The 21,779-nt window shown below is 44.6% G+C and carries 25 protein-coding genes and 1 pseudogene; 7 read left to right on the top strand and 19 right to left on the bottom strand.

Annotation, left to right across the window (positions count from 1 at the left end):
* Window positions 1-108 precede the first annotated feature (108 nt).
* The 3 genes from F4V72_RS23390 to F4V72_RS23380 are packed head-to-tail and all read right to left on the bottom strand — an operon-like array spanning window position 109 to window position 2,266.
* Window positions 109-357 carry a hypothetical protein gene (locus F4V72_RS23390; protein ID WP_136057821.1) on the bottom strand — a complete coding sequence of 83 codons (249 nt, stop codon included), beginning with the start codon at window positions 355-357 and terminating at the stop codon, window positions 109-111.
* On the bottom strand, window positions 354-1,376 hold the full coding sequence (locus F4V72_RS23385) for a hypothetical protein (RefSeq protein ID WP_136057822.1): 1,023 nt from the start codon (window positions 1,374-1,376) through the stop codon (window positions 354-356). Before F4V72_RS23385 ends, F4V72_RS23390 begins: the two co-directional genes overlap by 4 nt.
* Window positions 1,377-1,378: 2 nt before the next feature.
* Window positions 1,379-2,266 (bottom strand): hypothetical protein, encoded by an 888-nt coding sequence (locus tag F4V72_RS23380; RefSeq protein WP_232081702.1) that lies wholly within the window; start codon window positions 2,264-2,266, stop codon window positions 1,379-1,381.
* 442 nt (window positions 2,267-2,708) lie between these two features.
* On the opposite strand from F4V72_RS23380, the gene F4V72_RS23375 reads away from it, so the two are divergent.
* The 4 genes and pseudogenes from F4V72_RS23375 (at window position 2,709) to F4V72_RS23360 (ending at window position 5,318) form a co-directional block, all read left to right on the top strand.
* The gene (locus F4V72_RS23375; RefSeq protein WP_232081703.1) at window positions 2,709-3,776 is read left to right on the top strand and encodes a DNA adenine methylase; all 1,068 of its coding nucleotides are present in this window, start codon (window positions 2,709-2,711) and stop codon (window positions 3,774-3,776) included.
* 5 nt (window positions 3,777-3,781) lie between these two features.
* Window positions 3,782-4,228: pseudogene (gene tnpA, locus F4V72_RS23370) on the top strand (IS200/IS605 family transposase).
* Window positions 4,229-4,278: 50 nt separating this feature from the next.
* Window positions 4,279-4,605: a hypothetical protein gene (locus F4V72_RS23365; protein ID WP_136057823.1), complete on the top strand. Its 327-nt coding sequence runs from the start codon at window positions 4,279-4,281 to the stop codon at window positions 4,603-4,605.
* Between the two features lie 71 nt (window positions 4,606-4,676).
* Entirely contained in the window at window positions 4,677-5,318 is a 642-nt protein-coding gene (locus F4V72_RS23360) for a recombinase family protein (protein ID WP_136057824.1), read from the top strand.
* Between the two features lie 540 nt (window positions 5,319-5,858).
* On the opposite strand, the gene F4V72_RS23355 is transcribed toward F4V72_RS23360, so the two are convergent.
* On the bottom strand, window positions 5,859-6,368 hold the full coding sequence (locus F4V72_RS23355; RefSeq protein ID WP_136057825.1) for a hypothetical protein: 510 nt from the start codon (window positions 6,366-6,368) through the stop codon (window positions 5,859-5,861).
* A 313-nt stretch (window positions 6,369-6,681) separates the two neighbouring features.
* Here F4V72_RS23355 and F4V72_RS23350 point away from each other — a divergent pair, with 313 nt between their 5' ends.
* A complete protein-coding gene (locus F4V72_RS23350; RefSeq protein ID WP_136057826.1) occupies window positions 6,682-7,209 on the top strand; it encodes a hypothetical protein in 528 nt (175 codons plus the stop codon).
* A gap of 214 nt (window positions 7,210-7,423) precedes the next feature.
* Here the strand turns inward: F4V72_RS23350 and F4V72_RS23345 are convergent, their stop codons facing one another.
* The 15 genes from F4V72_RS23345 to F4V72_RS23275 all read right to left on the bottom strand — a co-directional run bounded on the left by F4V72_RS23345 (window position 7,424) and on the right by F4V72_RS23275 (window position 20,230).
* Entirely contained in the window at window positions 7,424-8,110 is a 687-nt protein-coding gene (locus tag F4V72_RS23345; RefSeq protein ID WP_136057827.1) for a TraX family protein, read from the bottom strand.
* Between the two features lie 17 nt (window positions 8,111-8,127).
* Window positions 8,128-8,895 (bottom strand): conjugal transfer protein, encoded by a 768-nt coding sequence (locus F4V72_RS23340; RefSeq protein ID WP_136057828.1) that lies wholly within the window; start codon window positions 8,893-8,895, stop codon window positions 8,128-8,130.
* A 19-nt stretch (window positions 8,896-8,914) separates the two neighbouring features.
* Window positions 8,915-9,217, bottom strand: coding sequence for a TrbM/KikA/MpfK family conjugal transfer protein (locus tag F4V72_RS23335; RefSeq protein WP_136057829.1), 303 nt, complete (start codon window positions 9,215-9,217; stop codon window positions 8,915-8,917).
* 11 nt (window positions 9,218-9,228) lie between these two features.
* Window positions 9,229-10,830, bottom strand: coding sequence for a P-type conjugative transfer protein TrbL (trbL, locus tag F4V72_RS23330; RefSeq protein WP_136057870.1), 1,602 nt, complete (start codon window positions 10,828-10,830; stop codon window positions 9,229-9,231).
* Between the two features lie 4 nt (window positions 10,831-10,834).
* The gene (gene trbK, locus F4V72_RS23325; protein ID WP_136057830.1) at window positions 10,835-11,023 is read right to left on the bottom strand and encodes an entry exclusion lipoprotein TrbK; all 189 of its coding nucleotides are present in this window, start codon (window positions 11,021-11,023) and stop codon (window positions 10,835-10,837) included.
* A 10-nt stretch (window positions 11,024-11,033) separates the two neighbouring features.
* Complete coding sequence (gene trbJ, locus F4V72_RS23320) at window positions 11,034-11,804, bottom strand: P-type conjugative transfer protein TrbJ (protein ID WP_136057831.1); 771 nt, start codon at window positions 11,802-11,804, stop codon at window positions 11,034-11,036.
* Between the two features lie 12 nt (window positions 11,805-11,816).
* The gene (locus F4V72_RS23315; RefSeq protein ID WP_136057832.1) at window positions 11,817-13,229 is read right to left on the bottom strand and encodes a TrbI/VirB10 family protein; all 1,413 of its coding nucleotides are present in this window, start codon (window positions 13,227-13,229) and stop codon (window positions 11,817-11,819) included.
* 5 nt (window positions 13,230-13,234) lie between these two features.
* Window positions 13,235-13,687, bottom strand: a complete 453-nt coding sequence (locus tag F4V72_RS23310) for a conjugal transfer protein TrbH (protein ID WP_136057833.1) — start codon at window positions 13,685-13,687, stop codon at window positions 13,235-13,237.
* A 2-nt stretch (window positions 13,688-13,689) separates the two neighbouring features.
* Window positions 13,690-14,580, bottom strand: coding sequence for a P-type conjugative transfer protein TrbG (trbG, locus tag F4V72_RS23305; protein WP_136057834.1), 891 nt, complete (start codon window positions 14,578-14,580; stop codon window positions 13,690-13,692).
* A gap of 15 nt (window positions 14,581-14,595) precedes the next feature.
* The gene (locus F4V72_RS23300; protein WP_136057835.1) at window positions 14,596-15,303 is read right to left on the bottom strand and encodes a VirB8/TrbF family protein; all 708 of its coding nucleotides are present in this window, start codon (window positions 15,301-15,303) and stop codon (window positions 14,596-14,598) included.
* Complete coding sequence (locus F4V72_RS23295; RefSeq protein ID WP_136057836.1) at window positions 15,300-17,843, bottom strand: VirB4 family type IV secretion/conjugal transfer ATPase; 2,544 nt, start codon at window positions 17,841-17,843, stop codon at window positions 15,300-15,302. Before F4V72_RS23295 ends, F4V72_RS23300 begins: the two co-directional genes overlap by 4 nt.
* A complete protein-coding gene (locus F4V72_RS23290) occupies window positions 17,840-18,166 on the bottom strand; it encodes a conjugal transfer protein TrbD (protein ID WP_136057837.1) in 327 nt (108 codons plus the stop codon). Before F4V72_RS23290 ends, F4V72_RS23295 begins: the two co-directional genes overlap by 4 nt.
* Before the next feature lie 2 nt (window positions 18,167-18,168).
* Window positions 18,169-18,552, bottom strand: a complete 384-nt coding sequence (locus tag F4V72_RS23285; protein ID WP_136057838.1) for a TrbC/VirB2 family protein — start codon at window positions 18,550-18,552, stop codon at window positions 18,169-18,171.
* 112 nt (window positions 18,553-18,664) lie between these two features.
* The gene (gene trbB, locus F4V72_RS23280) at window positions 18,665-19,627 is read right to left on the bottom strand and encodes a P-type conjugative transfer ATPase TrbB (RefSeq protein ID WP_136057839.1); all 963 of its coding nucleotides are present in this window, start codon (window positions 19,625-19,627) and stop codon (window positions 18,665-18,667) included.
* Between the two features lie 198 nt (window positions 19,628-19,825).
* On the bottom strand, window positions 19,826-20,230 hold the full coding sequence (locus F4V72_RS23275) for a transcriptional regulator (RefSeq protein ID WP_136057840.1): 405 nt from the start codon (window positions 20,228-20,230) through the stop codon (window positions 19,826-19,828).
* A 105-nt stretch (window positions 20,231-20,335) separates the two neighbouring features.
* Between F4V72_RS23275 and F4V72_RS23270 the strand changes: the two genes are divergently transcribed.
* Window positions 20,336-20,707 carry a single-stranded DNA-binding protein gene (locus F4V72_RS23270; protein WP_136057841.1) on the top strand — a complete coding sequence of 124 codons (372 nt, stop codon included), beginning with the start codon at window positions 20,336-20,338 and terminating at the stop codon, window positions 20,705-20,707.
* Window positions 20,708-20,800: 93 nt separating this feature from the next.
* A complete protein-coding gene (gene trfA / locus F4V72_RS23265; RefSeq protein WP_136057842.1) occupies window positions 20,801-21,694 on the top strand; it encodes a plasmid replication initiator TrfA in 894 nt (297 codons plus the stop codon).
* The last annotated feature ends 85 nt before the right edge of the window (window positions 21,695-21,779 follow it).

The raw sequence follows: 21,779 nt of genomic DNA, 5'->3' as shown, positions 1-21,779 counted from the left end.
GTGGCAGTAGGGATGATTGCAGTGATGATGATGACGCCAGCAGGAACCTGAAAATAATCTTTTAGCGGCTAAAATCGTAGCCACTAATGTCACTGCTCTACTCACTGTTTAAGTGTGTTCAGCATTGGTATAAGCATTAAGAATGGCACGACTCTGTTCACTCTTCTCTGCGCACATTTTCATAAGAGGCTCAAGCTCTTTTTCAGGCTGGGTATCTTTAGTTATATTCGCTACATCTGTACATAATGATGAAGCCACTGCAGCCTGAAATGCCTTTATAAAAACGTGATCTACATTTTCGCTTGAAGCAAAAGAAGCTACAGGAAGAATATAAAAAATAAGAGCTAATATTTTCATGAATTACCTCTTACAAGATGTGGCAATAATGGGAAATTTTCAGGGAATTTAACTTTCAATAAGAAGGGAAGCAATTGCTCGCGTTTTAAAAGACCTTTATCAAGGAGTTCCGCAGTCAGTTCTTTATGCACATCAACATTTAATGTGAAAAATTCATCGAGCATAATGCTTTGTTCGCACTTTAGCTTCTGAATTTCTTCTTTATTGCTGGTCAGTTCAATATCAGTAGAGGGAGATGTATAGAAAACCCCTTTATACTGATTTGAAAGATACTGAGTGGCTAAATCTAGCCATTGACTCATGTCATTTATTGCACCTAATGATTCGTTTTTATTGGCGTTTATTTCACCCATTTTCCCTGCCAGTAAAACAAGCATAAACCACTCAGTCTCAGTTTTATAATTAAGAGTGTGTTCGTCCCGAAGACCGGAAACATAACCTAAAGAATTAGTGATGTCTGTCTCTTTTTTAATCCTGACATGGAAATCATCGGGGATATTGCCCAATGCTGCATAAATCATTGCATGTCCTGCTTCGTGAGCAGCTATAGTATTACGATCTTGTTCAGTGGGCTTACGAGCAAGAGGTTCTTGCTCGCGAAACACAGCTGTTCCTGATGCTACTACCATCGACGATGAAGTGTGTTGTGAGCCTTGTAACGATAGTCTGTATACTATCCAGAAAGCAAAAATGGAAATGATAACGACCAGTGCTGCAATAGGGTTTTCGATGGCAGGATCAAGAAATTTTCCTGCTATAAAACCGATGATTATAACTGTAGTTATTCCCCAAACGGTAACAGGAAATAGGCTTGCCTGCGAGTACATGTAGGTATGTATTAAAGCAAATAATAAACCAAGAATACACGCTGTAGTAACGCCAGAAAAAATCTGGCTTCCTAGTTCGGTTACAGGATATGAAAAATTTGAAATACAAAGATAGACAACGGCTACAAATATTAAGCGCTTGAGTGATGTCAATATTGCATTTTTGATAAATTGAAATTTTTCCTCAGTCATGATCAGCCCTCACCGTAAAGTAAACGCATTTGTTTAATAACGTTGGCTGCATCACCATTAACAAGATTATTAAACTCTGCAGCCATATCCTGCAGCTCATGTTCTTTGAGCAACAACTGCAGTCTACCTAAGAAAAGTGACCAAGGTTTTTCGCTATCCATTCGGCGGGCAAGGCGGGTATGTGTACCGGCGTGGCATTTAGATTCTTCGCCATTATGTACTGCATTCATGAGCCTCACTAATGCAATGAAAGTATCCCAATCATGACGGGTATCAAATTGCGCAGTTTCACAGGTAAGCGCCAGAACAGGAGGGCGGTTATCCTCCGGTGTATCGAACGAATTACTGTCATTGCCACGGACAATAATCGTAAAGGTCTTGTTCCCGACCGTAAAACAATAATCGACGGATTGGATACCTACCGGCGCGTGTTCAGTTGCAAACGTCCTTCTGGATTCTTCATCACGAATATAGAAGCGATGTGCAAAGCCGAACAGATCCTGATAATAGTCAATACTGCTTTCTATTAGGGTATTATCAATTCGATCACAGATTGCAAAGTAATCAGGCCCAGCCAAATGTTTGCTATCCAGTTGCTTCTTGGCCGCATCTGTCAAAAAAGCTATTTCAGCAGGAGTCAGATCAGCAGGTTCATTTGTATTCCAAGGATCGCTAATTTTGTGATGAAGCCTTGAAAGCGTTTTGACCGGTTCAGCTACAAGTCGTGTAAGTTCACTCAGTGATCCGTCATTAGCAATATTGTTTAGTGAGTTTTCTATCAGGTTAACCAGAAAAGTGTTAACTGATAGGTTACTTGCTTTTGCATAGGTTTTGATGCGTTCGACTTGTTCTCGCGACGTTCTCAATGAAATCTGTGTTAACTCCATCATTTCACTCCCATTGAATGATTCAATAATGAATGATGCTATCACATTTGAAAGTGCTGTCATTTTATTTTTATCACATCAATGGCTTTTTTAAGTTGATTAGATTGTCCTAGCTAGTTTAAACTGTGTTTGCAGTAAAAAAGCAACACACTTAACGAGTGGGTTTTTAGGGTATACCTTAGTTAACTAGTTGCGCGGCAAGGGGAGAAGATTTGTGGAAAATAGAAAACCTAAAGCCAGATACATTGTTGGTATTCCTCATGGACCTGTTCTGTACGAGGGCAATCTGCGCTTTGCAGCCTGGTGGTACTAGTCTATTCGATGCCAGAGGATAATGGTGGCCGTGAAGCCTTAATCACTTTGGGTCTAATTCCCCGCCGCTTGCGGCGATAAAGTTTGCCTGCTCTAACAACCATATGCTACATTTTCAGTAAATGTGTATCATATGGTTGTGTTCAAGATTATGTCTAACTTACAGCAGCATGATGTAGTTTCGCCTCCAGTAACGTGGTTTGGTTCCAAATCGCAACTGGTAAAAAAAATTGTGGCTCATTTCCCTAAACATCAGACATTTGTAGATGTTTTTGGAGGTTCTGGAGCTGTATTACTCGGTAAGCGGCCGTCAAAAGTTGAAGTCTATAACGATCTGAACAAAAAAATGGCATCGTTATTTCGCGTTCTTTCCGACAAGGATAAGACCCGAGAACTTGTGCGACGGTTACAGTTAACGCCCTACAGTCGCGAAGAATTTCAGCTGGCACGTTCCTCTGTTGAGGAAGAACGAGATGAAATCGAACTGGCCAGACTCATGATAGTTATTCAGAGACAGTCTCACGGAGGTTTCGGGAAACAATGGTCATACTGCATAGATGCTCCGGCAGCTGGATACAGCGCCAGCGTCCGTAAATTTCACGCAGGAGTGGACAGGCTCATTGATGTTACTCACCGCATCAGGCGAACTCAGATTGAAAATTTACCCTGGGAAGATGTGCTGTCCCGTTATGATCGTACAGGGACGCTCTTCTATCTCGATCCGCCTTACGTACCAGAAACAAGGGTCAGCGGAGGTTATGAACATGAAATGACTCTGGCCGATCATGCCCGGATGGTTGACGTTATGCTACAACTCAAGGGGATGTGTGTGCTTTCAGGTTATGCGCATAACGTTTACAGTCCGCTTGAACAGGCCGGATGGAAACGGGTGGAAATTGAGGTTTCAGCCCGTTCAAGTAAAACGAGAACGAAGCGTACAGAATGTCTCTGGATTTCACCATTACCCACCTGTGAACCGGTTATTCGAATAGCGACAGATGAAAATCTGACAAAGCGGCAGGCAGCTGCTTACAGAGTTCACGAATTACGCACATCGGAGAGTGAAAATAAGATTACTGAAACCATCGCCACATTGAAGCGAATAGGTAAAAAAGTAAGTAAAGCAGAGGTGGCAAGAATAACTGGTATATCCAGAGTGCAGATTTCAAGAAGGTATTCATACTTGTTTGAAGACGTTTAGTTATTGTGAAAAGTATATATCTTCATAAAAGTCACAACGTTACAGTTTTACTTTATCATATTGTTTTACCAGCTAAATATCGGCGGTCTGTTTTTGACTCAAAAGTCGAAGCAGTTTTAAAGGATGTATGTACCGGACTTGAAAGAAATTACCAGATAAGATTTTTAGAAATTGGCACCGATCGTAATCATGTCCATTTTCTTATTCAGTAAGTCCCTACATACAGCGTCACGAAAATAGTTACACTGATAAAAAGTATCACGGCGCGTGAAATCTTCAAAAGGTGTCCAGAAGTGAAAAAGATATTGTGGGGAGGTGAATTCTGGACTGATGGATACTTCGCAAGCACTGTAGGTAAGCATGGTGATGAAAATATGATTGGCAGGTATGTAAAAAATCAAGGAAAAGAGTACAAAACTTTGCACTCAAACCATCAAATCACTTTGCTTTAAAATACCCCGCTGCTCGCGGCGGGGTTGTTTATTAATAGGGGGAAACCTAAATGAAAATTAATTCTGACAAGAGCAATACCTTAAATCCTTTAGATGTTCGTTATCAACCAGATGGCATTGATTATCTTGTGAATATACTTATAAACATGATCGATGGTCCTGTTGATTTCACCAAAAGGGAAATGCTTAAAAATGTAATTTCTGCTTTGCCTCCGGGAGCGACAATGGCGACCCTTATCGCAAATGTGAAGGAAGAAGAATCACGACAGCTAGGAATTAATATAGAAGCGTATGACGCCTTAGTAAGGCTAACAGAGGTTTTAACTGAGTTTAATAAAGATAAGAGGTATGATGATCTCTTTAATGAGGAAAAATAATAATTACATATACATAGAGGTTGAATATGAGAGAAAACGTGTAATGACAACATTTTGTACAAAGGTTAAAAATGAAAATAGCACGCGTGTACTTGAGAGTTAGTACCGACGAACAGGATTTAACCCGGCAAAATGAGATAATTAAAGGTGCTAGGAAAAATGGCTTCTATGTAGCCGGGGTTTATAAAGAAAAGGCGTCTGGTGCACGAGCTGACCGCCCGGAACTGCAACGAATGATTAATGACCTGCAACCAGACGAAGTAGTCATTGCAGAACATATAGATCGTATTAGTCGTCTACCGTTGGATAGTGCGCTGGCGTTAATAAACTCGATAAAAGAGCGGGGCGCGAAACTCGCCATTCCCGGTATCGTGGATCTTACCGAACTGGCTAACGCTCAATCCGGTGTTGCTAAGGTCGTTCTGGAATCTGTTCAGGATATGTTACTCAAAGTTGCCCTGCAGCTGGCAAGGGATGATTATGAAAACCGTCGCAAACGCCAGAAAGAGGGCATTGAGTTGGCTAAACGTCAAGGCCGGTATCAGGGGCGAACTGCAGATCTACGGCTCCATAAACGCATCATTGAGTATCGTTCAGGAAAGACGAGTATCGCAGAAACAGCGAAGCTGTGTGAATGTAGCATCAGCCTGGTAAAAACGGTATGGGCTAAACACAAAAAAGAAGAGGTAAACCGGAAAACCGGGCGCGGGTAAAAACCCCGCTGGACGTAAATCGCGGACGATTAACCCCCCCCTTAACGGAGTTTTACCGAATGGCCGGAACGGGGCAGACACAAACACACCCCTGTGATTGAACGGAACGCCGTCCCGCCCGGCACAACATATAGTATGTCCGTCAGATGCGATCGGTACAACATACAGCGTTATCCACAGAAACGGGGCCGATAAGTACGGCGGTTCGGCAGAACGACGGTAAACCCGAATCCGAGCTGATCAGAAAGGGGCAGATACGAAAAACCCCGGCAAAAGCCGGGGCATTCGGGGGGTTTAGTTTGACGGGGTGAGTGTTTACGTCCAGTGACAAGGCTCCACGCCTACCATTCCGTTTTAAGCCCTCTCCGGGTATACACCCATAACCGGAGAAAACCGATCCGCTCAAGTATAAGGTTATGCGGCTCTTTGTGGTCATATTCAGAATAGCCTGTTCGACATGACATCTCAACAGGAGACTGACAAAATATTGATATCAGTCACGACAGGGTATAAATGACGTTATTCTTTATCGGAATAGCATTAATTGTTCTGTATTGCTTTCTTTTTTTTCTTTTTCAACGCACGGATTTCTTTCTGATAGCCAATTTTTGCTTTTGCGATATCTGATAATGTTTTAGACCAGTAATTTGTAGCCGAAAGGCGATACCGTCTGGCAATATCATTAATTCTGTCTGTATTGCTGTCAGCACTACGATGAACACGCTGTTTTTTACCGAATATATCAACAATGATTGCCTGGCTTCCTTTTCGCTGGAAAAGGCTGGCGCACAGGCGTTTAACAACCAGTGGCGTTAAGTCGATACCGGTATCGTTCGCCAGACTGAAAATAAACTCAATCATCTGCGAGGTTTTGAAATTCTTAACCGCAGCACTTAACCGGGCGGCGCGTTGTGGTGCTTCCCACGTATCATCCCGGTAGTTTATGATTTCTTTCTGGTAATCCGCAATCAGCCGTTCGACGGGATAGCGGCAATACTGGTGAAAATACGCAAGTGATTCCCGGAGCGAATCGGCTATATCCTGCTGCATTCGAAATCCTGACTTAATGCTAATGTATGCATACATTAGCATTAATAAAACAGGCAGGCAAGACAACCGTCTCACTGGGACAGATTCGGCAAACTGGGCGTTTTGCCGAAGGGGAGTAAAATCGCTTGCTAGACCCGGAGAGAATTAAACGTGAATACCATGAAGAGTGTTAATCAGAGCAGGATTGCGCTCAATGAGACACATTCTGTCAAATAAACTGGCGATTCTACCGAAGTTTTAAAATTTGTTGATTAAACACACAAAATCTAATAAGTTAGAAAACCAAATCTAATTTCTTAGAAAAAGGTGATTTATGCCAACAAAACACATTGATGATGACTCATGGGCCATTATCGAAGAAATGGCCGTAGAGGTAACGCGCAGAGCAAACAAACCAGTGAAGGAGGCTGATATATTGCGCCTTGCGCTCAAACATGGTCTCAGAACATTACCGCCTGATTTACTTGATGCGTTGGCAACTTTCAATCCTACATACAGGGTGCTGCATTTAGCGCAAAATTTTGGTCTGCGTGAATACCTTTCTCCTGATGCCGATGATTATCTGCATGATTTCAAGGTTCCCGGTGGGGTAATGGCTTGTGTGTGGGGGCAAACATGTTCTGGAAAAAGTACATTTGCGGAGTCTCTCAAACATATGCTTGAGGAAACTAATTTTATAGCGGATTTATATTACCATGATGAAGTTCGTAACACAGGTGAACTAAAGGTTGCTTTATCAGCATTTATTCAGGGAAGGAAAGTGATTATAACAACTCATGGAAATAGCCCCGACATTGTTAAACAGCGTATTCTTGAAGCGTTGATTCAGGTACAAAATTAATAAACGGACGTATTATATACTCTTGAACGTCGATTTCCATTTGTGGCTCATTAGACGTAAGATTTTAACGTCTAATGTAGGATGCTCCATTTAGGCCAGAGTGCCAAAACAAAAAGCCCGATCTCCTGTCGGGCTTTTTTGTATCTGCTATCAGCATCACTAATGCCGGTGTTTCCAGGGGGGGATTTGTTAATCTCCAGCTGTCCGGGCGTTCTCAGGTGAAAAACAGATAGCCCTTTGTAGTCAGGTAACGCTGTAAGGCCAGGAACAGATAAAGGTGTGCGGGATAGAAGGCATAAAAAAACCATTTTAACCGGGGGAGTTTCATACGGATATTCCCGGCGAGAACAATTACCGGCACTGCCAGCAGAGCATAAAAATTATGGTTGATAAATGTGAGTAATGCGCAGTTGGTTAACGCCAGGAGAAAAAACTCTCCCCTTCCCTTCTTATAATAGAGCCAGATACAAATCCCCATAGCGACAGCAGGCCACCAGAATTCGACGACAGCGCCATAACCGAAAAAAATCATCAACGAAAAAAACTGATGTTTGCGTTCGCCTGATTCAATATAATAACAAATAATTGTTACAGCCTGCAGTGTAAAAAGAATGTTGAGAGGCCACCAACCATCAATTACGCCGCCTAATAATATATACGCTGGCGTCGCTATAAGGCCAAATATCATCAGGCGCTGAGAAACTTTTGTGTATACCCCATTAATGAATGAATCTGGCCTTGCCAGGTTGTACGCCAGAACAAAGCAAAAAAGAGGCATTGCCACACGTCCAGAATCATAAAGAACTGGCATGGTGTCATTTAACAAATACTTATTAATATGGTCGCCAGTCATTAAGATAAGAGCGAGCCATTTAATAAGTTCTACATTTTTAAAAGCCATAATTTTAGCCGCTAAAATCAACGCAGTTTAATGTTACCGTAAACAGCCGCCAGTGCGTCAGCTGCGGCTTTGTTATAGTGAAGCGGTAATTGCTGGGCGGACTGTTGGTAGTCAGTCTTAGCCACATTTTTAACCGGTATTCGTTTGACGGAAGCTGCAAATCCGACAAGCTGATCCGGTGTAGAGGGGGTTGCCGCTGCTCCGTCATTTTTTGGCGGTTTTGTTGCGTCTGCTCTGGTCTGAGCAAGATTGGCAACCTGCGTAATGCTTTTTGCTTTTTCTTCTGGCGTAACCCTTGCAGCCGCTAATTGCGGCTGTTGAGGTGTGTTAGTTATTTTGGTTACATCAAATGTATTGAATCGTGCTTCGATCCAGGTTTGCCATTTTGCTGCTTTACGTATTAAATCACGTCGGTATATCTCGTTATAGTACGGTGTCCGGGAGTGATAATTTGCCGCTTTGGTCCATATGTCTCCGCGATCATTTTTGATATGACCACGTATACGCCACGCAGCTAAATCATATGAATAACAGCCTGGTTGTGCCACATCCTCAGCGGTGATACCGTATTTTTTAAGGTCCTTTAAATAGAGCGTATTGAACTGCATACGGCCCACATCATATGAGCCATTTGAGTTACGATTTTTATTCTCCAGTCCTGTGCTCCCTCCCTCTTTTTCAGCAATGGCTAACATAATGTTAGCCGGAACCTGATATTTTATTGCTGCTGTGATTGAGCAAACCACTCGTTCAACATGGACTGGTGGCATATCTGAATAAGGCATAGTCTGGCTCCCGTACTCTCTACCCTCTTATTCTCCCGAATTTACTCATTATTTTAGAAATGGTAGCAGGATCGGCGGCAGGACATTGATTCAGAAAATTTTTTCTGGCATTAAAAGTTTTATTCCATTTAATTGAACCCTTTTTCTTTTTTAAAATATTGAAAAAATCTCTTTCCGCACCACTACATTCACCTCCTCCACCTTGTCCTACGGCTTTTCCGTACAGGCATAATACGGATTTGCATGGATCAGCCGCTTTTACCGTAGTTGTAAAGAAGAGGGTGGAAAATATTACTAATAAAAGTGAAACGTATTTTTTCATTTTAGATCTCCTCAGAAACTAGTTTTGTTTTTGAATTGCTCAAATTCATCACCGCTCTTAGAATTTTCTTGCGGTGTCCCCTGCTCTACTGAGCCGGTATCAGTTTTATTTTGACTTTCGGTTTGATTTCCTCCACCGAGGCTGTCACCGTCAAATTGAGTACCAGTAGTACCAGTATCAACATTGTTGTTGCTGGCGAAAGCACCCTGCATGGTTGTCTCATCTGAGACTAACGAACCAGACTGGCGTGAAGCTGTTTGTTGTCGGATTTGAGAGGCTAACTGACCACCTCTGGTCTGTGCGATGATATCTTTAGCTGCACTGATTTTTGAGTCGTGTTTGGCAGCATTACGTGCCGCCATGCCCTCAGCCAGGCTGCTTGTCATGTGCGATGCCATACGTCCGGCCCGTGAGAAAGAGGCTGCAAATCCCTGACTTCCTCCGCTGGAACTACCGGAACTGACCCCTGCGGATGAGCCGCCGGAACCGCCTGATGGCTGTCCTCCAGAAGTATCTACAGAACCGGTATCTTCACCGCCACCAAATCCGCCGCCAGAACTACCGCTACCACGAGAACCGGATTCTTCGGCCATGGCCGCTTGGGCTGATTCAAACGCCGCTTTCAATGCCGATGCGCCACCTGCAGCATTCGCCATTCCTGCAGCAGCAGCTGCGCCAGCTGTTGCTGCTGCTGCACCTGCTGCTGCAGCTGCACCGATCAATGCACCTGCACCGAAACCACCGATACCGCCAGTTGATGCGCCACCTGCAATATTGCCTATTATCTGAGGAACTTTATTGACTAATACTAAAAGAATGATCGAACTAACTAACATTACGAACAAATCTTTTATTTGAATAGCGTCATTACCCATTGCTTCATAATATGAATCAATAAAAGACTTACCAATTCCTACTATCAAAACCATTGTAAAAAGTTGAAGTGCAACATTTAATACGGTCTTAAAATAATTGATTGCCATATCAGAAGTCCATCTTGCCCCACCTAATCCAAGCATGATGATCCCTGCATAGCTTAGTATCCAGCTAGTAATTAACAGTAAAAGCATATTTACGCCAACTAAGGCTAATACACACAAAATAACTGAAGCCATGATTAAGCCAACTGTTGAATCTGCTGGAGTCCATACTGATGATTGATCAGCAATCCTTTCAGCTATGTAAAAACCAATGTCTACCACATCTGAGGGAGAGAGTCCTTTATCAAACCCAGATGCGTTAGCTGCAAGTTGTCTCAAGCTATCTTGAATTGCTATAGATATGGCAGGACCATTTATAAGCAACCAGTAAAAAAAACCAACCGTAACAAAGAAGCGCACCATTTCAGCAAGTACAGAGGATATACTACCATCTCCTTGTAAGGCCATTTGAGCAAACATCCAAACCATACTTATTAATACTAAACTCCAAAAGAGATAAGATGCATACTGAGTGATTACAGTCTTCCACGTTGAGGCCACTGCACTATATCGACCTAATATATCATCTAATAAACCGTGACCATCTAAACTAGTTCCAGTTGCTGCATTTGCAGCGAAACTGGCTATAAATAAGAGTAAAACTAGTGTAATGAATCCTTTGCTCAATTTCATCACATCACCACTTTTTATTTTCACCAGAAGAAAAATGACCACCCTTGCCGCATTTTTCTACTTCAGCTTTGGACATGTCTTTTACATCTTTACTGCAGTTAATTTGCTGTGCTGTAGGCTTTTGATCGCATCCAGTAAGGATTAAAGAGATAATTATTAAAGCGATAGATGAAATAATTTTCAAATTTTTCATTTATATTTCCTTACCAAGATTTATTTGTGCCGTGGGAGTATGAACCAGCTCGAAAAGCTTCTGATGCTGCCGCTTGTTGTGCTTCCTTATCGGCTTGAGCCTGCGCCAGTGTTGTTGCAGCGTTTTGCTGGGCTACCAGGAGAGAGCGGATTTGCAATAGCTGGTTTGCCTGTGCGCTTGCAAATTGGTTAGCGGCTTGAATGGCTTCCATCTGACCTTTCGCACCGGATGCCTGACTTTGCAAATCCCTGAGATTATCGGCGTCGGTTTGCAGGGTTTCCTGTTGTTGGTCGATAGCTTTAAAAACAGCATCATTAGCTTTTTTACGCGCTTCTGAATTGTCTTTTTCCGCGTTGTGCAGCGCTTTTAGTTCCGCAGTTGTACATTCAATGTTGCTGTTGAAGCACGGAGACGAACGGTAATAGTTGATATCCTGATAACGTTTAAGATATGAATCCAGACTCCCGGCCTGATTTTTGTAGTAATTCAGCGTGTCCTGTGCTTGCAGCAATTTGTTGATAGTTGAATTAGCCTTGTCCCAGATATACGCAGCAGGCGCAACGGTATTCCGCAGCATGTTTTCATATTGCTGGAGTTGTGTCTGGTATTGCTGGATTTGTTTAGCAACGGCCTGAACATTGTTCAGCGCACTGATTGTGGTCTGTATTACGTTAGTTCCATCAATAACAGGGATACCGGCTTTCGCCGGTAATATCATGATTGACGCCATGAATGAAGCCAGTAATGCTTTTTTAGTGGCTAAAACGAAACGGGTGTTCATCGTTTTGTCCTCTTAGTAATCAAATGACTGATAAGGCTTAGTGAATGCCAGATCTTTAGTAACCATAATATTGAATCGATAACCAGGGCGAATTTCGAGCGTAGGCGCGATATTCAGGTTTTTCTGAACTATCTGGGCGATTGCCTGACCGAATACCTGACCCAACGCGGCAGACATTTCGCTGCTCATATTTGGAGCCTGATTTGAGTTGTTATTGTTTTGGTCGCGATCCTGAGAGTAGGCAATTGTCGCGGTGATACCAGATAACAACAGTGCATTACCAAAGATACGGAAGTAATGGTTGTTAACCTGATCGCGGAAACCAGAATAACCAGCCATATCCGCGCCCGGCATTGAGCCTAAATCAAGAGCTTTCCCGTCCGGGAATACCAGACGTTGCCAGGCGATCATCACACCTTCCTGACCATAAGCGACATCACTTGAATAAGTACCAATCAAGCGAGTACCGTGAGGGATAAGAAGATATTTTCCCGTTGCCGTGTCATAGACATCCTGAGATACCTGACCAACAATCTGTCCCGGAAGGTCAGAGTTAATGCCGCTAATCATGACGCCCGGAATGACCCAACCAGCGCGGAGTTCATATGGGCTATGTGGAGCTGACACTTTTTCATTCAGTAACCACCTGTCGCCCTGTCCTTTCTTGCCGAACTGATTTATGTCATTACGTGAAACTGCTACACCGCCCACTGACGCCAGTTGCATACCAGTATCGCTCCCGCTATCATCGCCCCCGTTCATGGAAGCCCGGATTCTTTGAACCTGCGCTTCATAATTTGTGGTGGCATCGCCAGTGTTGTTCTGATCTATCTGGCGACGAACGTTAGCGATTTCCTGCAGCATTTCATCGCGGGTTTGCGGTGTACTATTCCCCGTTGTGCTGGTTGAACGCCCCAACTGATTCGGTAGGCTAACTTCTGTTCTGGCTTTAACAGCCTCAACAAAATCGCGCATTTTATTGCGACGGATTTGATCGGCTTCTGGATCATTTTTTTGTGACGTTTCCTGACGTTGCGGAACAGGTGGCTGATCTGGATCAACTACTGGCGCGACGGGAACAGAAGCATAGTCTGTAGATGGCTTGGTTTTATCATTATGTGGCGAAGGGGATGGTGGTGTTGCCGTTGCCGTTGCAGGAGCATCGATCAGGCCATTACTACTGCTGCCTAATACATCCATAGCCATCGCTGAGGTGTCCCGGTTACTTCCGTGGTGTGCCGCAGCCTCGGCTGTATCAGATGTACCCTGGTTGGCTCGTTTATTAGCAATGTATGCCACTAACAGACAGAATACAGCCACGAGGCTTATTGCAATATACATAGGTCTTTTATTTACGCGGCGTACACCTGTTTTACTGGCGACGCCTGGAGAGGCGTCGGGAGACATCTTATCTTGGTCTGTCATCCTTTTTATTCCTCGCGAGTCCATGGGCCAGCTGGATATGCTTTACCGTCTGTAGCTACGACAAAACCACGACTCAAAGTCACGTTACCAACGTAAGTTGTGACCTGAAACAGATTAGGAACGACGGTGTTAACGACATACCCTAAAGAGATCCCTGGTTCCGATGTGATAACACTTTGTGGTTTCTGGTTTTTTGTGTATTCCTTAACCGCAAATCCACGTGAGCGTAAACGCTGGACGAGAGCAGATCCAAATGGATCAGTAGCCGGTTGTTTTATGGAAAATGTTGTGCTGCCTGCCGGATAGAGTGAAGCCAGATGCGTTACTGTGCTGTCGGCCATGCTGGTACTTGCGAACATTGATGCGTTCGAGAAATTGCCATAACTCGTTGAAGTACACCCTGTTAAAACCAGACTGACCGTTAACATGAAAGCTGCAGATAATTGAGAAACTCGCATGATTAACCCCGCGTGATAGTTACTTTTTCCTGGCCCGAACCAACGCCGATGATCAGATAGGCTTTATCAAAGAGGCCATCGACAATCGTCCTGTCTCCCTGTGTGCGCATGTTGACTTGCTGTGTTTCATCTTTAGAGAACAGACCGCCATCTTTACGAACAACGAGTAGAATCGGTGTCTCGCCAGAAGAAATCGTTTTAGGGAACTGGATGATGGTTTTGACTCCATCGTTATATACGCGAACAGGTTTCCAGCTGGCAGAACCGCTGATTTTGTAGTTAAAGTCCAGATTTCCAAGATATTCCCCTGTCTGAGGAATCGTGTTGTCGCGCAACTGCTTGGCTTCACGCGTTCGAATAAAATCCCATTTCGCCTGGGCATCTTCCGGGTAGGTAAACGACACATAAGGCATAAAACGTGTCCGGCTTGATTTCAGTCGGAAGTGATATGTACGGCGATCTGTGGTTACGACCAGCGAAGTATCCAGCCCCACATCAAGCGGCTTGATAATTAAATGCAGACGTTGTGTAGCGCCGGAACCAGTGATTGACGGTTCGACCGTAAAGCGGGGATCGCCCTGGTTGATATTATTAACAAGCTCACCAGGCTGCAGTGCAATGTCACAGACCTGCAGAACAGCACAGACAATCTGTGTTTGTCCGGTGGTATAGACGTAATTAATCGCACCATCAGGGCCAGCGAAAGGCTTGCTGGTATCACTGCCGGTCTGCCATTTCTGACCGATGCTGATGGCGGCACGCTCCTGCGGTGTGAGTGTAGGTTCATTCTTGGAGAAATACTGATCGGCCAGCGGATCACTACCTGGGGTCGCATTAGCCAGAAGCGGTAAACTTAAACTTAAAATTAACGCTGAGATAATTGATTTCTTCATGTTTCGGCCCCGGATTTACAGTTGTTTTGACCAGTTATAATCTTTAATGAAAATACGATGTGGGTTCATTACATCGTTGTTTCCCTTTATTTTTGCGTTTAGATCAGTGTTCTGATAAACGGTGACCAGCGCACGCATTTTCACAGGGTTATTTTTCATTGTCCCATCACGGTTTCGTGTGGTTTCCGTCCAGTCAATCTGCCATGTATCAGGGGATTGCTGGATTGCCGAAAGGAGTTCGGTGCTGACCATTTCAGTTTTTGCTCGGTTAAACGGATTACGCGCTTTATTACCGTTCAGGTATTCATTCGTTTTAATTGTGGCCGGATCATCCGGGGACAGATAAGCATATGTCTGCAGCACTGCTTTACGCTGCAGTTCACTGTCAGGTGTTACAGTTCTGATGTTTGAAATGAAGTTCCATGCCGCTGTACGGAAATCATCGATTTTTGCAGGTGGGAGTTTGTCGGCTCGTGTCAGGCTGATGGTGTTACCAGCTTTATCCTGTTGATATACCATCGGTATAAATTTAGGCTGACTTCCGATGTAAGTAATACCGCCTACAGCGGCAAGACCAATTAATAAGCCTGCTACACCAAAGAATATCCCCAGCGTCCCGAACTGTTGCACATGACCCATGTGGATATTCCACGAACGACGCGCATTGAGATAAGGATTAGGGCTGTCAGGCTGAGGGGTTTTTTTACTGTTAAAAAGTTTCATGCAGCGACCTCATACTCATAATCATGTAAGTCCAGACCCTTAGTGCGTAGCCATTCATCTACCCAGCCATCACCGTATGTTTCGGACAGTTGTTTAACAGCAGCGATTGAATCGGGATCAGTAGCTCCCGCAAATGCCAGGGCGAGCGGTCCCAGCGCGAGCTGATACAGGCGGCGGCCTTCTTCCGATACGTAGTAGTAATCGCGTTTTGGTACTGCAGACGCGATGATTTCAATCTGACGGCGATTAAGCCCCATATTGATATACAGAGGCATGGCTTCTTCCTGCAGGGCGCTGCTGTTTGGCAGGAAGATTCGGCAGGCAGTTGACTCAATAATGACATCGAGAATGCCAGAATTGACCGCATCACTAATCTGCTGAGTTGCCATAAGAACAGAGCAGTTTTTCTTAGCCATGGATTTTAGCCAGTCGCGGATTTTGCCCCTGAATTCTGGATGCCCCAGCATGAGCCAGGCCTCATCGAGGATGATAAGTGTAGGACTACCATCCAGAGATTCTTCAATTCGCCGGAAGAGATAGAGCAGTACCGGCAGCACGTATTTCTGATCCATGTTCATGAGGTGTTCAATCTCGAACGTCATGAAGTCAGAAATATCAAGACCATCTTCTTCGGCATCGAGCAGATGACCCATGTTGCCGTCAATGGTGTATTGTTTGAGCGCATCGCGAACTACATTATTTTGAATCGTGACTGTAAATTCAGACAGGGTTTTGGAATGAGTTTCAGCCATACTCTTTATGGCGTCAGCGATGGCGTTTCGTATAGGAGCATCAACCTTAATGCCGTTCAGTACCAGAATAGCTTCAATCCATTCCATCGCCCAGGTACGGCGTGTAGGAGTATCCAGTCGTGATAGAGGTGCAAACGCCAACTGGTTATCATCACCGGCAATAGTGAAATGCTTCCCGCCTACGGCCTTGCAGGTTGCAAACATCGACAGGCCTTTGTCGAAAGTGAAAATCCGCGAATTAGCGTAACGACGCCACTGCATAGCGGTTAACGCCAGATGGGTAGATTTACCGGCACGGGTTGGCCCGAATATGAAAGCGTGGCCGAGATCCCTGACATGTAGATTAAGTCTGAATGGAGTGTTGCCGGCAGTGACACAGTGAGTCAGGGGCGGGGCTCCTGCTTCGAACATCGGGCTTGGGGCTTTATTTTCTCCAGGCCAGATAGTGCTGGTTGGCATCAGATCGGCAAGGTTGAGGGTGTTAACCAGCGGACGCCGCACGTTTTCAACACCATGCCCCGGAAGGGAACCAAAGTAGGCATCCACCGTGTTCACGGTTTCAATTCGCGCGACGAAGCCTGCATTGTTAACAGCCATGCGCATAAACTCTGCAGCATCTTCGACCTTCTGGCGGTCCTCATTCATCAGGACAATGACGCTGGTTATATAACCCTGGCTGATCAGGCCGGAGTTCGTTTCAGCAATAGCAGAAGAAGCGTCCTGGACCATGGATAATGCGTCTTCATCAACGTATCCGTTGTTGGTATTGAACAACTGAGACATAAAGCCGCGTACTTTCTGCTTCCACTTCCTGCGATATGCTGTAAGTCTGGAAACTGCTTCGTGTGAATCGAGGAAAATAAAACGCGTTGACCAGCGGTATTCACACGGTTGTTCGGCCAGTTTAGTAAGAATGCCCGGATAACATTCTGTAGGGTAGCCTTCGATAGCCACAACCTGTATAAAGTTTTTCCCAATACGTGGAGTAATGCCAGGAATAAACTCCTGACCACCAATAAGGCTGTCCAGGTAAATCGGGTTGTTTGGCAGACGTAAAGGATGTTGAAGCCCGGTAATGCAATACTGCAGGTACTCCAGTTGCTGATCCATCGTTGCAACTGAGCCATCTTCCTGCTCGACTTTAACGCCGTTCAGTCGCTCAATCGAAACCGCCTGGGAAAGGTTTGCCTGAATAATGTTGACTTCATACTTAAATTTTTCGATCAGACTCAGCGTAGTGGCTTTGTCTGTAGAGGCTTCACGTTCATCATCAAACATCAGTTCCGTAAATTTGCTTTCGGCCAGCGAAGGCGGGAACCAGGTGAATGTAACGATAAAGCATCCTTCGTACAGCTGACCCAGCTTTTCAAACAGGCGACGGCGTTCTTCATCCACGGCAGCGGAAATACGATCAGGAAAGTGTGAAGCGTTACGGTCACTGTATGACGGAGCCGGATGACGCATCACATCAATGTGCATCATCCATCCGTTGCCGAGTCTGCCAATCGCTTTATTTATTCGAAATGAGACAAGCTCTCTTTCCTGATCTGTCGCACTCGCGTTGTCCGCGCCTTTAAAAAAAAATGACGCCATGAAAGAACCGTTCTTACATACGATTACGCCATCATCAACAACAGCGGCATAGTTAAGAAGGTCAGCTAAGGATTCGTCTTTAGCGCGGTGTTTTTTAAGGTGATAATCTTTCACCATACGCTGATAGTATGCCAGCATCATGCCAAGCAGGATCAGCCCTATCAGCGCAACTAAGACAGGAATTACGGTATTCATTTTTTTACCCTTTCATATCGTTTGCCTTGGGTTCCTGTATTTTTGCGAAACGGCGTAGCGCGGGGCGCATAATACGGCTGGTTGTATTTGAGGCTACGCAGATAGACTTGACGTAATAACGGATCTGATTTAGCCATTTTTCTTAACAGGTGAAGAGCACCTCCCCAAATCACGATGCCTACACCGGCAGCGATCCAGTCTTGTGACGTAAAGATCAGAACCGCTGCCAGCAGGATTGAAAACATAACCAATTCACGGTCCCCGCCCATGAATAGGTTCGTTCTTGAGGCCGCCCTACGAATGGGGATCGTGCGTAATGTCATGGTTATGCCACTCCCCCCGTTTTAGCGCTGGTCAGCATTGCCGTCAGCTCCGCCCCCTGCCCTGTTATTGCTGACAATGTGTTTTGAGCGGCAACCAGAAAGCTGAGAACAAGAACGATGAAAATCAGGGTGCGAAGGAACCCGTTCATATCACCGCCGAAAATCAGCATCGCGCCCGCGCCGACCAGACCGACAATGGAAGCGGTATATGCAAATGGTCCTGTAATAGAAGTACGAATGTTAGTCATCCAGTCATCGAACGGCAGGCCACCGCCGGTCGTGTTTGACGCCAGAGCAGGTTCAGCTGCGATGAAAAACAGCATGGCACCCAAAAAAACAATAAAGGCGTGTTTGCTGAGGTTGAATTGAGAAAGACCTGTTTTCATTAAATAACCCCTTACTAAGGTTGTACTGGAACGATTTGAATAAGGTTGAGCTTTATAGCCAACTCGACGATCTGAATATCGTTGCTGTGTGTGGTAGAGATGTCCTCCATGGTTAAGCGTCAATGAGTTGGGAAACGTATTCCCTGTTCTCATAGAGCTGAATCTCGCGGATTTCTTTAATCCGGCGACCCTCAGAAGTTTTAGAAATCTGGACTATCACGTCGACCGCTTCGCCAATGACCGGCTCAATTTCTCGTGGGGCAAAAGGATTACGTGAAATAAGTGAACGCAGTCGCGTGAGAGCAGAAAGAGTGTTATTTGCATGTAGTGACGCAGCACCTCCCTCATGCCCGGTATTCCAGGCGTCAAGCATATCGAGAGCTTCCGGGCCGCGTGTTTCACCGACGAAAATACGGTCGGGGCGCATACGCAGGCTCAGACGAAGAATGTCAGTCATCGTGACGTTAACTGTGGTGTGGTACTGAATAAAATTTTGTGCGGCACATTGCAGTTCGCCTGTATCTTCGATAATGCAGATCCGCTCGTTTGGAAACTGACGAACAATCTCTGCAATGATGGCGTTTAGCAGCGTTGTTTTCCCTGAGCCAGTACCACCAATGACAAGAATATTTTTATGCGCGGCAATCGCGCGACAAATAAATTCTGCTTGTGCTATGGTCATCACGCCTTTGTCTACATATTCATCAAGAAGGAATATGCGAGAAGCTTTTTTACGAATATCGAAGGTGGGTCCAGCAACCAGCGGTGGCAATTGCCCTGCAAAACGGGAACCATCTATGGGGAGTTCACATTCAAGATATGGTGAATTGTGATCGATAATCTTTTTGTGAAAGCCAGCGATAGTTTGAATGATTGTTTTTGAACGTTGTACAGGGACTTTACCCATGCAAAACATAGGTTTTCCGAATTTTTCACGCCACAGCTTACCATCCGGGTTTAGCATGATTTCCAGCGTCTCAGGATCTTCCAGCGCTTCCATCAGACTCGACCCCATATCTCTCCTGAGTTTTTCTATCGCCCTTAAATCGACGGAATCTACAGCTACAGCGTCCATCAAATCCTCTTTTCTTTACACTGTTGTCACAATAGGAATTAAGGCAAACGATATACCGAAATAAAATCGCAAGCAAGAGCTAATACAACATTAAAGCGAAATTATTATCAGGGTCACAGATACAGGAATAATGGGAGGGGGATAAGGGGATTTTAGCTGCTAAAATCTGCGTCCCTGCAGAATTTCCTTTTTCTGGCGTTAACTTTTTTTCTTTTCTTGCATCATATCCAGCATAGTTTTGGCTTCCTGTCCCAGCTTCTGGCGGGTTTTCTCACTCCACTGGCGTACCTGAAAAGCTTGCTGTTCAGAAAGGATTACCGACACTCTTACATAACCAGGAGGTAAGCTTTTTACAGGCTTACCGTCAGCCATCAGCATCAGGCTATGTTCGTCAAGGTCGGTGGTTTCAAGAAGTACAGGAAGGGCTACATCAAGAGCGTTGGCAATGGACTCCATGACTCTTAAAGAAGGGTTGGCTTTGCCATTGGTGAGGTCAGACAGAAAAGAGATGGAAACTCCGGCTTTATGGGAAAGCTCCTGCTTTGTCATGTCTCGCTCTTCAAGCAATCTGAGGATATTAGTAAAAAAAATTAGGTTGTACACGATACGCTTTCGCCTCAATGCAAATTTTAGCGGCTAAAATGTTGACCAGAATAAATTGTATAGCTAAACTAAAAACTTCTTGGCTACAGAGATAGAGATTTTAATATGAAAAATTTAAATCGCTTTCAGTTTATAGGAAATTTAACAAAAGACACAGAGTTACGGTATACAGCAAAAAGCATACCGATCGCGATTTTCGATATAGCCGTAAATGGAAGCTATAAAGAACAAGAGAGCGGTGAAATCAAGGAATATACCGACTATTTCCGTATCAAAGTATGGGCCAAAGCTGCAGAAAACGCTGCTAAGTTCCTTGGGAAAGGATCACAGGTTTTTGTTGAAGGTACAATGCGTAATACTCAATATGAATCAAACGGTCAGAAAGTTTATGGTATCGATTATATCGCAGAGAACATTCAGTATTTGAATACCAAACCCCCGGCAAACGCTGCGGCTGCTGCAGGTAATGAGAACTGATTGCTGATGCAACATGGGATAGAATGAAAGGCCCGCTATGGGCCTTTTGATTACAGGCATAATTTACGGCGACAATCATCCAAGGGAGATGCTATGAAGCGCACCGCCAAAAGCGCCATCGATTCTGTTAAAGAAGCGCTGATGAAAACTCATCGCGATGATCTTATACACAAATCAGATGAAGAATTACGCCAGGCACAGCTTTCGCTCTTTGATCTCGCTCCCTGGGATGATGACATGCGGGCTATGCCGAATGATTACGCGCGGTCTGCTTTGTTCACTGTAAGGAATAAGAGAAAAAAACGTGAAGCCTGTGATAACAAAGCTATTTATCACGTTAATAAAGACGTCAGTATCAACTACACCGGTATTGAGTTACGCGCAGAAGATGATGAGCTGGTATGGCAACAAATACTTGAGTACGCCAAAAACTATCCTTTAGGTGAGAAAATTTACTTTTCGTTTTACCAGTTGTGTAAGGACTTAGGCTGGGCTGTTAATGGTCGCTATTACAAGAAAGCTGAGGAATGCCTTTCCAGGCTGCAGGCGACATCGATGGCTGTTACATCCGAACGATTAGGCCGATTGAAATCGCTGTCTTTAATCAAAGAGTTTGACGTTGTGGAGCGAGGCACCAAGAAAGCCGTTTGTGAAGTAGAACTTTCACCACAAATGGTTTATCTGTTTGCAGGTGATCACTATACAAAATTCATCTGGATAAAATACCGGAAGCTGTCCCCAATAACCCGCCGTTTATTCGATTATATGGCTTCACATAAAGAGCCGTTTCCGCTCAAACTCGAAACCTTCAAAATGATGTGCGGCTCCGATACGGAACAGGGCTGGAAATGGAAACAACAGGCCAAAGATGCGTGTGCAGAACTGGCTGAGAGTGGTCTTGTCAGTTCCTCCTGGGTTCAGGGGGATGCAATTTTTTGCGTAAGGGCTGCTGATGAGAAACAAGGTGAAGCTGATGCAAAGGCTTAGTTATTCACCGGCTATTGACATATGAGGTAGCTAAACTTCTCGAAAATAGCCTGAGCGGTGCATAAACCGTGTGCAAATTGGCCCT

The sequence above is a fragment of the Salmonella enterica subsp. diarizonae genome, from assembly GCF_008692785.1.
Classification (GTDB): Bacteria; Pseudomonadota; Gammaproteobacteria; order Enterobacterales; family Enterobacteriaceae; genus Salmonella; species Salmonella diarizonae.
Note: the sequence above shows the minus strand (reverse complement) of the source record. Positions and strands in the feature narration are given on the sequence as shown.

Excerpts from the sequence above, each read along its gene's own strand:
- F4V72_RS23390 (WP_136057821.1), bottom strand. The coding sequence starts at position 357 with ATGAAAATATTAGCTCTTATTTTTTATATTCTTCCTGTAGCTTCTTTT.
- F4V72_RS23385 (WP_136057822.1), bottom strand. The coding sequence starts at position 1,376 with ATGACTGAGGAAAAATTTCAATTTATCAAAAATGCAATATTGACATCA.
- F4V72_RS23380 (WP_232081702.1), bottom strand. The coding sequence starts at position 2,266 with ATGATGGAGTTAACACAGATTTCATTGAGAACGTCGCGAGAACAAGTC.
- F4V72_RS23375 (WP_232081703.1), top strand. The coding sequence starts at position 2,709 with ATGGTTGTGTTCAAGATTATGTCTAACTTACAGCAGCATGATGTAGTT.
- F4V72_RS23365 (WP_136057823.1), top strand. The coding sequence starts at position 4,279 with ATGAAAATTAATTCTGACAAGAGCAATACCTTAAATCCTTTAGATGTT.
- F4V72_RS23360 (WP_136057824.1), top strand. The coding sequence starts at position 4,677 with ATGAAAATAGCACGCGTGTACTTGAGAGTTAGTACCGACGAACAGGAT.
- F4V72_RS23355 (WP_136057825.1), bottom strand. The coding sequence starts at position 6,368 with ATGCAGCAGGATATAGCCGATTCGCTCCGGGAATCACTTGCGTATTTT.
- F4V72_RS23350 (WP_136057826.1), top strand. The coding sequence starts at position 6,682 with ATGCCAACAAAACACATTGATGATGACTCATGGGCCATTATCGAAGAA.
- F4V72_RS23345 (WP_136057827.1), bottom strand. The coding sequence starts at position 8,110 with ATGGCTTTTAAAAATGTAGAACTTATTAAATGGCTCGCTCTTATCTTA.
- F4V72_RS23340 (WP_136057828.1), bottom strand. The coding sequence starts at position 8,895 with ATGCCTTATTCAGATATGCCACCAGTCCATGTTGAACGAGTGGTTTGC.
- F4V72_RS23335 (WP_136057829.1), bottom strand. The coding sequence starts at position 9,217 with ATGAAAAAATACGTTTCACTTTTATTAGTAATATTTTCCACCCTCTTC.
- trbL (WP_136057870.1), bottom strand. The coding sequence starts at position 10,830 with ATGAAATTGAGCAAAGGATTCATTACACTAGTTTTACTCTTATTTATA.
- trbK (WP_136057830.1), bottom strand. The coding sequence starts at position 11,023 with ATGAAAAATTTGAAAATTATTTCATCTATCGCTTTAATAATTATCTCT.
- trbJ (WP_136057831.1), bottom strand. The coding sequence starts at position 11,804 with ATGAACACCCGTTTCGTTTTAGCCACTAAAAAAGCATTACTGGCTTCA.
- F4V72_RS23315 (WP_136057832.1), bottom strand. The coding sequence starts at position 13,229 with ATGACAGACCAAGATAAGATGTCTCCCGACGCCTCTCCAGGCGTCGCC.
- F4V72_RS23310 (WP_136057833.1), bottom strand. The coding sequence starts at position 13,687 with ATGCGAGTTTCTCAATTATCTGCAGCTTTCATGTTAACGGTCAGTCTG.
- trbG (WP_136057834.1), bottom strand. The coding sequence starts at position 14,580 with ATGAAGAAATCAATTATCTCAGCGTTAATTTTAAGTTTAAGTTTACCG.
- F4V72_RS23300 (WP_136057835.1), bottom strand. The coding sequence starts at position 15,303 with ATGAAACTTTTTAACAGTAAAAAAACCCCTCAGCCTGACAGCCCTAAT.
- F4V72_RS23295 (WP_136057836.1), bottom strand. The coding sequence starts at position 17,843 with ATGAATACCGTAATTCCTGTCTTAGTTGCGCTGATAGGGCTGATCCTG.
- F4V72_RS23290 (WP_136057837.1), bottom strand. The coding sequence starts at position 18,166 with ATGACATTACGCACGATCCCCATTCGTAGGGCGGCCTCAAGAACGAAC.
- F4V72_RS23285 (WP_136057838.1), bottom strand. The coding sequence starts at position 18,552 with ATGAAAACAGGTCTTTCTCAATTCAACCTCAGCAAACACGCCTTTATT.
- trbB (WP_136057839.1), bottom strand. The coding sequence starts at position 19,627 with ATGGACGCTGTAGCTGTAGATTCCGTCGATTTAAGGGCGATAGAAAAA.
- F4V72_RS23270 (WP_136057841.1), top strand. The coding sequence starts at position 20,336 with ATGAAAAATTTAAATCGCTTTCAGTTTATAGGAAATTTAACAAAAGAC.
- trfA (WP_136057842.1), top strand. The coding sequence starts at position 20,801 with ATGAAGCGCACCGCCAAAAGCGCCATCGATTCTGTTAAAGAAGCGCTG.